The organism is Pseudoclavibacter sp. 8L (genome assembly GCF_902506465.1).
Taxonomy (GTDB): Bacteria; Actinomycetota; Actinomycetes; order Actinomycetales; family Microbacteriaceae; genus Pseudoclavibacter.
The window spans coordinates 1,728,632-1,741,001 of record NZ_LR733186.1 but is presented as its reverse complement, the minus strand read 5'-3'; the positions used below and the strand labels follow the sequence as shown (position 1 = coordinate 1,741,001).

At 68.5% G+C, this 12,370-nt stretch carries 11 protein-coding genes; 3 read left to right on the top strand and 8 right to left on the bottom strand.

What is annotated here, in order from left to right; translation table 11 throughout:
* Positions 1–211: 211 nt before the first annotated feature.
* The gene (locus GV007_RS14900) at positions 212–1,072 is read right to left on the bottom strand and encodes an alpha/beta fold hydrolase (protein WP_160073766.1); all 861 of its coding nucleotides are present in this window, start codon (positions 1,070–1,072) and stop codon (positions 212–214) included.
* Between the two features lie 52 nt (positions 1,073–1,124).
* Positions 1,125–2,120 (bottom strand): NADP-dependent oxidoreductase, encoded by a 996-nt coding sequence (locus GV007_RS14895; RefSeq protein WP_160073764.1) that lies wholly within the window; start codon positions 2,118–2,120, stop codon positions 1,125–1,127.
* Between the two features lie 238 nt (positions 2,121–2,358).
* Between GV007_RS14895 and GV007_RS14890 the strand changes: the two genes are divergently transcribed.
* The 3 genes from GV007_RS14890 (at position 2,359) to GV007_RS14880 (ending at position 5,210) form a co-directional block, all read left to right on the top strand.
* Positions 2,359–3,294 (top strand): SDR family oxidoreductase, encoded by a 936-nt coding sequence (locus GV007_RS14890; RefSeq protein ID WP_160073762.1) that lies wholly within the window; start codon positions 2,359–2,361, stop codon positions 3,292–3,294.
* A gap of 9 nt (positions 3,295–3,303) precedes the next feature.
* Entirely contained in the window at positions 3,304–4,149 is an 846-nt protein-coding gene (locus GV007_RS14885; protein ID WP_160073760.1) for a helix-turn-helix transcriptional regulator, read from the top strand.
* A 290-nt stretch (positions 4,150–4,439) separates the two neighbouring features.
* Positions 4,440–5,210 carry an SDR family NAD(P)-dependent oxidoreductase gene (locus tag GV007_RS14880; RefSeq protein WP_160073758.1) on the top strand — a complete coding sequence of 257 codons (771 nt, stop codon included), beginning with the start codon at positions 4,440–4,442 and terminating at the stop codon, positions 5,208–5,210.
* Between the two features lie 602 nt (positions 5,211–5,812).
* On the opposite strand, the gene GV007_RS14875 is transcribed toward GV007_RS14880, so the two are convergent.
* From GV007_RS14875 to GV007_RS14850, 6 genes are all read right to left on the bottom strand, one after another.
* Positions 5,813–6,355, bottom strand: a complete 543-nt coding sequence (locus tag GV007_RS14875; protein WP_160073756.1) for a heat shock protein transcriptional repressor HspR — start codon at positions 6,353–6,355, stop codon at positions 5,813–5,815.
* Between the two features lie 9 nt (positions 6,356–6,364).
* On the bottom strand, positions 6,365–7,372 hold the full coding sequence (locus GV007_RS14870) for a DnaJ C-terminal domain-containing protein (RefSeq protein WP_160073754.1): 1,008 nt from the start codon (positions 7,370–7,372) through the stop codon (positions 6,365–6,367).
* 115 nt (positions 7,373–7,487) lie between these two features.
* Positions 7,488–8,198 (bottom strand): nucleotide exchange factor GrpE, encoded by a 711-nt coding sequence (locus GV007_RS14865; protein ID WP_160073752.1) that lies wholly within the window; start codon positions 8,196–8,198, stop codon positions 7,488–7,490.
* A 2-nt stretch (positions 8,199–8,200) separates the two neighbouring features.
* Positions 8,201–10,066 carry a molecular chaperone DnaK gene (dnaK, locus tag GV007_RS14860; RefSeq protein WP_160073750.1) on the bottom strand — a complete coding sequence of 622 codons (1,866 nt, stop codon included), beginning with the start codon at positions 10,064–10,066 and terminating at the stop codon, positions 8,201–8,203.
* 168 nt (positions 10,067–10,234) lie between these two features.
* Positions 10,235–10,981, bottom strand: coding sequence for a MerR family transcriptional regulator (locus GV007_RS14855; RefSeq protein ID WP_160073748.1), 747 nt, complete (start codon positions 10,979–10,981; stop codon positions 10,235–10,237).
* A gap of 100 nt (positions 10,982–11,081) precedes the next feature.
* Positions 11,082–12,323 carry a DUF418 domain-containing protein gene (locus GV007_RS14850; protein WP_201297716.1) on the bottom strand — a complete coding sequence of 414 codons (1,242 nt, stop codon included), beginning with the start codon at positions 12,321–12,323 and terminating at the stop codon, positions 11,082–11,084.
* Positions 12,324–12,370: the final 47 nt, after the last annotated feature.

Sequence of the window (12,370 nt, the reverse complement as noted above, 5' to 3'; positions counted from 1 at the left end):
GGCTCGCAGCACGCACGACCGGGGAGGGGCGCCGCCACCAAGCGGCGCCCCTCCCCCGCATCGGATCGTGCTGGGTTTCGTTGAACTTGATGGGTTTTTTCCCATCACCAGTCACCGAAACCCAGCACGTGCATCCGCGGAATGGGAACCGCCGACGCGTTGGCGTCGTGCCAGCGCGTCGAGTCATGCTCTCTTCTTGTCTCGCGCCGCGTCAGCGGGTGAGGAACTCGACGGCGACCGGTGCGAACTGGTGGTGGTACTGGAAGATGCCGCCGTGGCCCGAGTCGGAGTACATGACGAGCTCGGAGCCGGCGATGCGCCTGTGCAGGTCGGTGGAGAGCACCGACGGCACCATGCGGTCGTTGTCGCCGTTGGCGATGAGGGTCGGCTGCGTGAGGGTCGAGAGGTCGGAGGGCGCGGAGCGGCCGTAGCGCTGGATGGCCTTGAGCTGAGTCTGGAACGCCTTCGTGCTGATCGACTCGTCGCGGTCGACCGTGCGCTCGGACAACCGGGCGACGAACGCTTTCGCGGCCCGCTTGCCCCGGTCGTCTCGGTTGAAGAAGAGGAACTCCTTGATGTCGGAGCGGGTGAGGATGGAGCGCACGAGGTCGAGGTAGGTGACGCCGACGACCTTGTCCATGTCTTTGCCGCCGCGCGGACCGGTGCCCGTGAGCACGAGCCGGCGCACCAGGTCCGGGTGCTTGACGACGAGGTCCTGCGCGATCATGCCGCCCATGGAGAACGAGAAGATGTCGACCTTGTCGTAGCCGAGCGCGGTGATGAACTCGTACGCGTGGTCGGCGGCTTCCTCGATGGTGCCGGGGACGACGCCCGTCGAGGCGCCGACGCCGCGCTGGTCGAAGGTGATGACGTGGCGCTTCTCGGCGATCGGGTCGACGATGCGGGGGTCCCAGTTGTCGAGCGTGGCCGCGAGGTGCACGAAGAAGATGACGGGGATGTCCTCCTTCGGGCCCAGCTCCCGGTAGGCGTAGCTGATGCCGCCCACGGTGATGCTCTTCGCCGGGGCGAGCGCGTAGGAGGTGACGACGGGCTCATTGGATGCAGTGCTCATGATGTTCTCTCTTGAAACTTTGAGGGGGTTGGTGGGGTGTGACCGCTGATGGTCAGCGGTTGCTGATGACTGCCTTGCCGCGAATGCCGCCGTCCCTCAGCGATTCGAGCGCGCGCACGGTCTCGGCGAAGGGGAAGACCCGCCCCACCACGGGCTTGAGCGCTCCACGCTCGATGAGCGCGGAGATCTCACGCAGCTGCTCGCCGCTCGCGCGCATGAAGAGGAAGCGGTAGTCGACGCCGAGTCGTTTCGCCTGCTTGCGGACCTTGCCGCTGAGCCCGGCGATCGCGAGGCGCAGCACGGGGTTCAGGCCGGCATTCCGGGCGAAGTCGGGGGTGGGGGGACCGGAGATGCCGACGGCGATTCCGCCAGGCCCCAGGATGCGGAGCGACTTCTCGAGGTTCTCGCCGCCGAGGCTGTCCAGCACGAAGTCGTAGCCGCTGAGGAGCTGCTCGAAGTCCTCGTTGCGGTGGTCGATCGTGTGGTCGGCGCCGAGCTCGCGAGCGAACGCCGCGTTGGATGCACTGACGGTGGTGGCGACCTCGGCTCCGAGGTGCTTCGCGAGCTGGATCGCGATGGATCCGACTCCGCCCGAGCCGGCGTGGATGAGGACCTTCTGCCCGCGCTGCACGTTGCCGATCTCGACGAGCGCCTGCCAGGCGGTGAGGGCGACGAGCGGGAGCGAGCCCGCCTCTTCCATGGAGATGGAGGACGGCTTGGGTGCCACATCCGCTTCGTCGATCGCGATGCGCTCGGCGAACGTGCCGATGCGGTGGTCGCGCGGCCTCGCGTAGACCTCGTCTCCCGGACGGAACCCGCGAACCGCGGCGCCGACCCGCAGCACCGTACCGGCGACATCGTGCCCGAGGGTCAGCGGCAGCTCGTACGGCAGGATCTGCTTGAACTCGCCGATGCGGATCTTCTCGTCGAGCTGGTTCACGCCGGCGGCCTGCACCTGGACAAGCACGTCGTGCTCTCCCATGATCGGCTCCGGGATATCGACCTCTCGCAGGGGCGTCTTGTACGTGGAGAAGGTGAACGCTCGCATGGGTGAGACTCCGGATTCGGGATGGCGTTGGTGAATCGCCCGGCATTTGCCGAGCGTACTCAATTCTGAGTTAACTCAGTAATTATGTCAACCAGCCTCACCCAGGGACCACCAATCCCTGGATAAGCGAGCCCTGAATCGAAGAAGATCGACCCAGCAGAGTGGTTCCGGCAGCCAGACTGCACCTTCGCCTCACCGGTGAAGCGATCTCGACATCGACACCACTCAGGAGCATCCCGTGCCCAAGAACCGCGACATCCCAGTCCCCTCCCTCACCGGCAAGCTCGCCCTCGTCACAGGTGCGAGCGACGGCATCGGCATCAACATCGCCGCCAGGCTCGCCCGCGCCGGCGCGACGGTCATCATGCCGGTCCGCAACCGCGCCAAGGGCGAGAAGGCAGCCGCGCGCATCCGAGGCGCGAACCCGGACGCGAAGCTCGAGCTGCGCCAGCTGGACCTCTCATCGCTGGCATCGGTCTCGACCCTCACCAAGGAACTCCTGACGGAAGGACGCCCCGTCAACCTCCTCATCAACAACGCTGGCGTCATGACGCCACCCGAGCGTCGCACCACGAGCGACGGCTTCGAGCTGCAGTTCGGCACCAACCACCTCGGGCACTTCGCCCTCACGACCGGCCTGCTCCCCCTCCTCAAGGAGGGCAAGGCGCACGTCACGACGCAGATCAGCATCGCCGCCAACCAGGGCGCCGTGAACTGGGACGACCTGAACTGGGAGCGCAGCTACAGCAACATGGGCTCGTACAGTTCGTCGAAGATCGCGACCGGCCTGCTCGGGATGCACCTGCACCGCCTCAGCGAGGCGAACGACTGGGGCATCCAGAGCAACCTCTCGCACCCGGGCGTCTCCCCCACGAACCTCCTCGCCGCGCAGCCGGGCATGGGGCGAGCGAGCGACACCACCGAGGTCAAGGTCATCCGCCTCCTCTCGCGGGTCGGCATCACCGGATCCCCGCAGAGCGCCGCCCTCCCGGCAGTCCTCGCAGCCACGAGCCCCGACGCGAGGGGCGGCCGCCTTTACGGCCCGAAGGGTCCAGGCCACATCGGCGGACGCCCGGCCGAGCAGAAGCTCTACTCGCGCGTCGCGAGCGAAGCGGATGCGCGCCGCCTGTGGGAGCTCTCCGAGCAGCTCGTCGCCGAGCACGTCGCCCGCTAGCCTCGCCTCATGGACAGAGCCCAGCTCGCCGATTTCCTCCGCAGCCGCCGCGAGGCGCTGCAGCCCGAGGACGTCGGCCTGACGAAGGGGCCCCGCCGCCGCACGCAGGGGCTGCGGCGCGAGGAGGTCGCCTCACTCAGCGACATGTCGGTCGATTACTACAGTCGCCTCGAGCAGAGCCGCGGCCCCCAGCCGTCGGAGCAGATGCTCGCCGCCATGGCGCGTGGCCTGCGGCTGACGGCCGCGGAACGCGACCACCTCTTCCACCTCGCCGGCCACCAGGCACCGCGGCGTGCCATCAGCGGCGAGCACGTGGCCCCCGGCCTCATGCGCATCCTCGACCGCCTGGCCGACACACCAGCGCAGGTCATGACGGCCATGGGCGAGACGCTCGTGCAGACCCCTGCCGCGCGTGCCCTCTTCGGCGATGAGACCCGTTTCGTCGGCAACGCCCGCAGCGTCGTCTACCGCTGGTTCACGGCGCCCAGCGCCCGCGACGTCTACCCGTCGACCGACCACGAGAAGCTGTCTCGAGCGTTCGCCGCGGATGCTCGCAGCTTCGCCGCCCAGCAGGGTCCGGGCTCTCGAGCGCAGCGGGTCGTGGATGCGCTCCTCGCCGAGAGCCCGGAGTTCGCGGAGATCTGGGCCGACCACGAGATCAACGCGACGCACGAGCTCGAGAAGCGAGTGCAGCATCCCGAGCTCGGGGTCATGGAAGTGCACTGCCAGTTCCTCATCGACCCCGCGCAGCACCAGACGCTGCTCGTGCTGACGGCCACGCCTGGCACGGAGAGCCACGACCGGCTGCAGCTGCTCTCGGTCATCGGAACGCAGCGCCTCACGTCCGACGCCTGACAACCGACGTCCGGCACCCGGCGCCCGGAACGGCCGCGCCCAGGCCGTGGAGTTGTGGCCTGTTGCGGCTGCGCGACGTCGCCACGACATCACGCCACAACTCTGCGCTGGCCCTGCCTCTGCTCGGGGCGGGGCGCATGCTTCCGGCGCGTTCGCTGTGTCGGTACACAGTGGATGCGCATGCGCGGCACCTAGCCTGGCGGCGCCGTTGGAGATACAGCTCCGGCGGCCGACGACTGCCGCGGGCGAGCGACGTCACGCGGACAACCAGACGACAAAGGAGTTGCGACATGACAGATTTCACCGGACGCTCAGTGGTCATCACCGGCGGTGCGGGCGGCATCGGCGCGGCGACAGCTGAGGAGTTCCTCAAGCTGGGCGCACGCGTCGCCCTGGTCGACCTCTTCCCGGAGCCCCTCGAGGCCGCGCGCGAACGACTCTCGGCGCTCGGCGAGGTCATCGCGATCGCCGCGGATGTCACCGACGAGGCCGACGTCGAGCGCTACGTCGCTGAGACCGTCGAGGCGTTCGGCACGATCGACGTGTTCTTCAACAACGCGGGCATCGAAGGCGCCGTCGGCCCGCTCACGGAAGCGAGCGTCGACAACTACGAGAAGGTGTTCGCCGTCAACGTGCGCGGCGTCTTCCTCGGCATGAAGCACGTCCTCAAGGTCATGACCGAGCGCGGCAGCGGCAGCATCATCAACACGTCCTCGGAGGCGGGCCTCGACGGGGCGCCCGGTGTCTCCGCCTACGTCGCGTCGAAGCACGCCGTGGTCGGCTTCACGAAGTCCGCCGCGCTCGAGGTCGCCCCGACCGGGGTGCGAGTCAACAGCATCCACCCGTCCGGCGTGAACACGCAGATGGTGCGGCGGCTGGAGGAGGGCTTCGGCGGCGGCGACACGGAGGCCGCGAAGGCCGGGTTCCAGGCCGCTATCCCGATGGGCCGCTACGCCGAGCCGTTGGATATCGCTCGGGTCGTCGTGTTCCTCGGCTCCGACGAGGCGTCGTTCGTGACCGGCGCGCAGTGGCGCGTCGACGGCGGCAACGGAGCCCGCTAGCCCCGGGGCGCCGCGCGCCCACCCCGCGCGCCGCACCCGACGCGAAGAGGTCAGTTTCGCCCCATCCTGGGCCTCAGGATGGGGCGAAACTGACCTTTTCGGCGCTTGAGACGCGGGTGGCGGGGCGGCGGGATGCGGCGCGGAAGACGGCCGGCGCGGGCGGAAGGTGGCCGGCGCGCGCGGCGCACGAAGCGGCGCGAACGGCGAAGAGGTCAGTTTGGCCCCAACCTGGGCCTCAGGATGGGGCCAAACTGACCTTTTCGGCGCTTGAGAAGCGGGTAGTTCGGCGGGATGCGGCGCGGAAGGCGGCGCGCGCGGCGCGGAAGGCGGCCGGCGCGAAGCGGGCTCGGGGAGCGCGGCTCGGGAGCGGCGCACGCGGCGCGCGAAGCGGCGCACGAAGCGGCGCGAACGCCGAAGAGGTCAGTTTGGCCCCATCCTGGGCCTCAGGATGGGGCCAAACTGACCTTTCGGCGCTCGAGACGCGGGCAGTTCGGCGGGATGCGGCGCGGAAGAGGGCGGTCGCGAAGCGGGTGCGGGCGGCGGCGCGGCGCGTGGGCTCAGGAGGCGGGCTCGGGAGGCGCGCAGCGGCAGCGGGCGCGCGCTTACGCGTCCGGCTGCTGCTTGGCGCGGGGAGCGCGGGAACGCGGTGCCGCGGCTTTCGCGCGAGTGCGCTTCGGGCGCGGCTCCTCGGCGTCGGCTTCGTCCTCGGCATCGTGGATGCGTGCCGGCCGCCACACGACGACCTCGGTGCGGCGGGCCGTGCGGCGCCCGTGGGCGAGGGGCACGACGTCGCCGCGCTCCCCGGCCGCGAAGATGCGACCGCCGAGCCTCGTGAGGCGCTCGTCGGCGAGTTCAGCCTCGAGCGCCCGGACGCGGCGGCGCAGTCCCAGCACCTCGCGCTGCAGCTCGAGCACGCGGGCGATGCCCTCGAGGCTTACGCCCTCGTTCGAGAGCACCGCGATCTCGCGCAGCTGCGCGACGTCGCGAAGCGAGTACCGCCGCACGCGCCCGGCCGTGCGCCGAGGCGTGACGAGGCCCATCCGGTCGTATTGGCGAAGTGTCTGCGGGTGCATGTTCGCGAGCTCGGCCGCCATGGCGATCGCGAAAATCGGGGCGTCCTCGTCGAGGTCGGAGGGGAATGCCATGGGCGCCCCCTACCTGCCTTGGCGCGCGAGACGCAGCAGGTCCTCGCGGGGGCTCTCGTCTCCGGATGCGGCGACGAAGTCGGCGAGCGCTTTCTCCTGCGCGCTCGACAGGTGATTCGGCACGGCGACCTCGAGGTGCACGAGCAGATCGCCCTTGCCCTTCTTGGACTCGATGCCTCGACCCTTCACGCGGAGCGTCTTCCCGTTCGGCGTTCCCGGCGCGACCTTGACGCGCACGGTCTTGCCGTCGACGGTCGGCACCTCGATGGTGGCGCCGAGCACTGCCTCAGCGAAGGAGACCGGCACGGTCACCTCCAGGTTGAGGCCCGAGCGCGTGAAGACGGGGTCGGGTCGCACGGCGACGGTGAGGATGAGGTCTCCGGCTTCGCCGCCGTTCGGGCTCTGCCCGCCCTTGCCGCGGAGGCGGATCTTCTGCCCGTCCTCGACGCCGGCGGGCACGCGAACCTTCACGACCCGCCCATCCTGACCCTGCAGCTCGACCGTGTCCCCGTGGATGGCGGTCATGAAGCTGAGCGTCGTGGATGCGCTCTGGTCGCGCCCCTTCTGCGGTCCGGTCTGGAACCCGGCAGGCCCGCCGGCGCCGCCCCCGAAGCTGCCTGCGCCGAAGCCGCCGCCCCCGCCGCCGAACATGGAGCCGAGGAGGTCCTCGAAGTCGGCGTTCGACGCGCCGCGGCGTCCGCCGCCGTTGAACATGCCGCCGAACACGTCCTCGAAGCCCGCGCCCCCTGGGCCGCCTGGCCCCTGCTGGAAGCGGGCTCCTGAGCCCATGGCGCGCATCTGGTCGTACTCGGCGCGGTGCTCTGGGTCGGAGATGACCGAGTAGGCCTCGGAGATCTCCTTGAACTTCGCCTCTGCGGCAGTGTCGCCCGGGTGCGAGTCAGGGTGATACTGACGCGCGAGCTTCCGGTACTGCTTCTTGAGATCTTTTTCGTCTACGTCCTTCGATACGCCGAGCACCGCGTAGAAGTCCTTGTCAAACCAATCCTGACTGGCCATATGGTCCTTCTGTTCCTAGGGATGAGCACGTGTCTTCCGGATGAAGACAGGAGGGGGCCCGCAGCTGCGGTGCCCCCTCCCGTGTTCGATCGGGCGGATGCGCCGATCGCGGTGCTTATGAAGCGGGTACGAAGACTGCTGCCTTCGCGACGCGGACGACGCGCTCGCCGATGGTGTAGCCGCGTTCGACGACGTCAGCGATCGTGTCGCTCGTGACGTCGGGGTTCGGCAGCTGCGCGATGGCCTCGTACCGCTGGGGGTCGAAGGCCTCTCCGGCTTCACCGTAGGCGGTGAGGCCGAGGCGCTCGACTGCGGTGCGCAGCTTGTTCGCGATGACGGCGACCGGGGTGTCCTCGATGAGGTCGCCGTGCTTCTGGGCACGGTCGAGGTCGTCGAGCACGGGGAGGAGGGACCGGAGCACTTCTGCCTTGGTGGCGTCGTAGGCCTCGGTCTTCTCGCGGTCGGTGCGGCGGCGGTAGTTGGCGTACTCCGCCTGGACGCGCTGCAGGTCGTGGAGGCGCTCCACTGCGAGATCGCTCTCGCCGGGGGCGCCTTCCGTTGGCGCGTCTTCTGCACCTTCGCCGCTGAGGAGCTTCTCGAGATCCTCGACGCTCAGGCCTTCAGCCGCGGCTTCAGCAGCCTCGCCGGCGGCCGGGTCGGCGTCGTCCGTTGTGGACTCCGCCGACTCGGCCCCAGCAGCCGTGCCGAGGTCGCGAACTTCGCCAGTCTCCGGGTCGATCCGACGCTTGTCGTTGATGATCGGCTCGTTTGCTTCTCCCGAGTTCTCGGGGCCGCGTGCTTCTGACTCGTTTCGCTCTTCAGCCATGGTTACTTCTTGTCCTTGTCGTCCTCGTCGTCCACGACCTCGGCGTCGACGATGTCATCGTCGGTTGCCTGGTCTCCGGCGGGTGCGTCGGCCGCGGGGGCCTCTGCTGCCTGCTCAGCCTGGGCTGCGGCGTAGATGGCCTCGCCGAGCTTCGTCTGGCTGGTGTTGAGCTTGTCGAGCGCCGACTTCACGGCCGCATCGTCGTCGCCTGCGAGGGCCGTCTTGAGCGCGTCGACGTCGCCCTGGACCTCGTTCTTGACGTCGGCGGGGAGCTTGTCGTCGTTCTCGGTGAGCACCTTCTCGACCTGGTAGACCGTGGTCTCGGCGATGTTGCGCTGCTCGGCGCCTTCACGGCGCTTCTTGTCTTCTTCCGCGTGCTCTTCAGCCTCGCGGACCATGCGCTCGATGTCTTCCTTGCCGAGGCTGGAACCGCCGGTGATCGTCATCGACTGCTCCTTGCCCGTGCCCTTGTCCTTTGCGGAGACGTGCACGATGCCGTTGGCGTCGATGTCGAACGTGACCTCGATCTGCGGCATGCCACGGGGGGCCGGTGCGATGCCGGTGAGCTCGAAGGTGCCGAGGTTCTTGTTGTCGCGGGTGAACTCGCGCTCACCCTGGAAGACCTGGATCTGCACGGACGGCTGGTTGTCGTCGGCCGTCGTGAAGGTCTCGCTGCGCTTGGTCGGGATGGCCGTGTTGCGCTCGATGAGCTTGGTCATGATGCCGCCCTTGGTCTCGATGCCGAGGGAGAGGGGCGTGACATCGATGAGGAGGACGTCCTTGCGCTCGCCCTTCAGCACACCAGCCTGGAGTGCGGCGCCGACTGCGACGACCTCATCCGGGTTGACGCCCTTGTTGGCCTCCTTGCCGCTGAGCTTCTTGACGAGCTCGGCGACGGCGGGCATGCGGGTGGAGCCACCGACGAGGACGACGTGGTCGATCTCGTCGACCTTGATGCCGGCTTCGCGGATGACGTCTTCGAACGGCTTGCGGGTGCGCTCGAGGAGGTCCTTCGTGAGGTCTTCGAACTTCGCACGCGTGATGCTCGTGTCGAGGTTCGCGGGGCCGTTCTCCGTGAGGGAGAGGTAGGGCAGCTGGATGCTGGCGCTGGTGGAGCTGGAGAGCTCCTTCTTCGCCTGCTCAGCGGCTTCCTTGAGACGCTGGAGCGCGATCTTGTCGTTGGCGACGTCGACGCCGGTCTGGGACTTGAACTCGGTGATGAGGTACTTGACGAGACGGTCGTCCCAGTCGTCGCCACCGAGGCGGTTGTCACCCGCGGTGGAGCGCACCTGGATGGTGGAGAAGTCGTCGTCCTTGCCCACTTCGAGGAGGGAGACGTCGAACGTTCCGCCACCGAGGTCGAAGACGAGGATGAGCTCGTCTTCCTTGCCCTTGTCGAGGCCGTACGCGAGTGCGGCGGCGGTGGGCTCGTTGATGATGCGGAGCACGTTGAGGCCGGCGATCTCGCCGGCTTCCTTCGTGGCCTGGCGCTCGGCGTCGTTGAAGTACGCGGGGACGGTGATGACCGCATCGGTCACCTTGTCGCCCAGGTACTGCTCTGCGTCGCGCTTGAGCTTGCCGAGGATGCGCGCGGAGATCTCCTGCGCGGTGTACTTCTTGTCGTCGATGGCCTGGGTCCAGGTGGTGCCCATGTGGCGCTTGACGGATCCGATGGTGCGGTCGACGTTCGTGACGGCCTGGCGCTTGGCGGTCTCGCCGACGAGGACGTCGCCGTCCTTCGTGAATGCGACGATCGACGGGGTGGTGCGGAAGCCTTCGGCGTTTGCGATGACCTTGGGCTCACCACCCTCGAGGACCGAGACGCAGGAGTTCGTGGTTCCGAGGTCGATTCCAACAGCACGTGACATGTGTGGTTCTCCTTTTGTTGAGCTGCTTGTGTGAGTCTGAGTCGGCTCGGCCTGCTGTCTCGATTTCTTACCCCACTAGGCTGGTGCAGACCTGAGCCGTATGGACTCAAGTTTACTCGCCGGGGTTCGCTCGTCAAGCTGGTCGCCTGAGAGTTGAGTGTGAGCGACTCAAGTCTTGCCGTCGTCGTGTGCGTCGATCTCGGACCTCACCTGAGCGAGGGCGCGCAGCAGCACCTCGAGTTGCGCGTCGTTGTAGAGGGCGCGCATCGACTCGATGAGCGCGCTCTGCGCGAGCGGCGGCGTCTGTCGAGTGCGCGGCTCGGTGAGCAGCCACGGGTAGCGTTCGAGGTTCTCGCGCAACGCGGGCAGCATCTGCTGCACGACCGCGCTCCGCGCTTCCTCACTCGCATCCACCGTGAGCGCCTCGAACGTCGCGTCGAGCTCCGCGAAACGCGCCTGGCCGTCCTCGAACATGGCCCTGATGTCCTGCATGGCCGGGTCGTCGTAGACCTGCCCGAAGATCGAAGCGAGCGTGCGGTCTGTCGGCGTCATCCCGTCGGCGATGCCCTCGAAACCCGACGGTGTATCGAGCGGCGCCCCATGCGCCATGAGGGAGCCGACCTCGTCGCGGATGCGCTCGAGGCGCCGGATGCTCGTCTCGAGTTCCGAGTGGAGCTCACGCAGCAGCTCGCGCTGGTCACCACCCGCGACCGCATCCGGGACCTTCGAGAGCGGCACGCCGAGCTCGCTCAGCCTCCGCACCTGCAGCACCCGAACAAGGTGCTGCACGCCGTAGCTCTTGTAGCCGTTCGCCCGCCGCTCCGGCTCAGCGAGCAGGCCGAGCGCGTGGTAGTGGCGCACGGTGTTGACCGTGGTGCCCGCCAGCTCGGCGAGCTGGCTCGTGCTCCAGACCATGCGTTCCCTCCCCGTCATTGATCTGCTCGCGCCCTCGTCGATCCGCCGAGTATCGCAGTGGCCGCCGACAAAGCGCGGCGAGCGAGGCAGACAGGTGACGTCACGAGCGCTTCCGCAGGGTTCGGTAGCTGAGCTTCCGGAGCGCGACTTCCGCCGGGCCGCGCACGCCCCGTCGGTCGAGCAGGTAGGCGGCCGCCACCGTCAGCATCCACGCCCCGATCGCGACGAGCATTGCCGACCAGCTCGACAGGTGCGCGCCGAGCGCGAGGCCCCAGGCGGAGAGGAGCGGCACGAAGATGATGGACTGGGAGAGGTAGCCGCTCAGCGAGCGGCGCCCGAGCGCGAGGAGTGCGCGACCGGGCAGGCGCAACCGGGCCCCACGTGACTGGACTCCGTGCGCGATGAGACCGAACGCGGCCGCGTATCCGACGCCAGCGAAGATGCCGGTGAAGAAGTGCACCGAACCGAACGCCGCCGGGTTCGGGACCTCGAGCATGCCGAAGTGCGCAAGCACCTGGATGACCCCGGCTGACCAGCCGACCGCGATCCCGCCGAAGGCCGCGATGCGAAGCAGCGGAAGGTGCTTGCCCGGCTCCTCGAGGACGCGGTGCCGGGCCGCCAGCAGCCCGAAGAGGAACGCGGTCGGGAGGGCGAGCGAGGCGACGCCGCTCAGCAGGCCGGGGAACCAGGCGGCCACGCGCAACAGCATCGCCGTGAGGAAGTCGCGCTCGGCGATGATCGGCTGCTGCAGGTTCGGCACCGCGGGACCTGGCGGCAGCATCTGCAACGCGAAGAACGATCCGACGCTGAAGACGAGGCCGACCGCGAGGAAGACGCCGATCCAGACCTTCAAGGTCGTGTCGCTGCGGTTGAAGAAGAGCGGAACCATGAGGAGGCCGATGAGCCCATACGTGCCCAGGATGTCGCCCTGCCACAGCAGCACGGCGTGCACGAGGCCGAACGCGAGCAGCCACCAGTGCCGCGTCCGCAGCAGCCGACGCGCGTCCTTCGCGGGCAGCCCCTTCGAGACCTGCCGCGAGTACAGCTGCCAGATGCCGTAGGCGAAGAGGAAGCCGAACATCGTGTGCGTCCTCGTGTCGACGACGATGATCGTGAATGCCTGCGCGATGCGGTCGGCGACGTCGCCGTCGGCGGGATGCATGAGCGTCACGCCGATCTCGGACGTGAAGAGGAACCAGGGCGTGTGCGCGAGCGCGATGAGCAGCAGCATCATGCCGCGGGCCAGATCGGGTGCGATCGCGCGCTCCGAGATGGGTGTCGGCGCAGGCGCGACTGGTGCCTGGGCGGCAGGCGCTGAGCCAGAGGATGCGGTGGTGGTCACGGTGGATGCTCCTTCGTGGGGTTGCATGCCTCCATCGCACACCGTGT

What these genes read in the sequence shown, in the direction of transcription:
- GV007_RS14900 (WP_160073766.1), bottom strand. Translation starts at nt 1,072, where the DNA reads ATGAGCACTGCATCCAATGAGCCCGTCGTCACCTCCTACGCGCTCGCC.
- GV007_RS14895 (WP_160073764.1), bottom strand. Translation starts at nt 2,120, where the DNA reads ATGCGAGCGTTCACCTTCTCCACGTACAAGACGCCCCTGCGAGAGGTC.
- GV007_RS14885 (WP_160073760.1), top strand. Translation starts at nt 3,304, where the DNA reads ATGGACAGAGCCCAGCTCGCCGATTTCCTCCGCAGCCGCCGCGAGGCG.
- GV007_RS14880 (WP_160073758.1), top strand. Translation starts at nt 4,440, where the DNA reads ATGACAGATTTCACCGGACGCTCAGTGGTCATCACCGGCGGTGCGGGC.
- GV007_RS14875 (WP_160073756.1), bottom strand. Translation starts at nt 6,355, where the DNA reads ATGGCATTCCCCTCCGACCTCGACGAGGACGCCCCGATTTTCGCGATC.
- GV007_RS14870 (WP_160073754.1), bottom strand. Translation starts at nt 7,372, where the DNA reads ATGGCCAGTCAGGATTGGTTTGACAAGGACTTCTACGCGGTGCTCGGC.
- GV007_RS14865 (WP_160073752.1), bottom strand. Translation starts at nt 8,198, where the DNA reads ATGGCTGAAGAGCGAAACGAGTCAGAAGCACGCGGCCCCGAGAACTCG.
- dnaK (WP_160073750.1), bottom strand. Translation starts at nt 10,066, where the DNA reads ATGTCACGTGCTGTTGGAATCGACCTCGGAACCACGAACTCCTGCGTC.
- GV007_RS14855 (WP_160073748.1), bottom strand. Translation starts at nt 10,981, where the DNA reads ATGGTCTGGAGCACGAGCCAGCTCGCCGAGCTGGCGGGCACCACGGTC.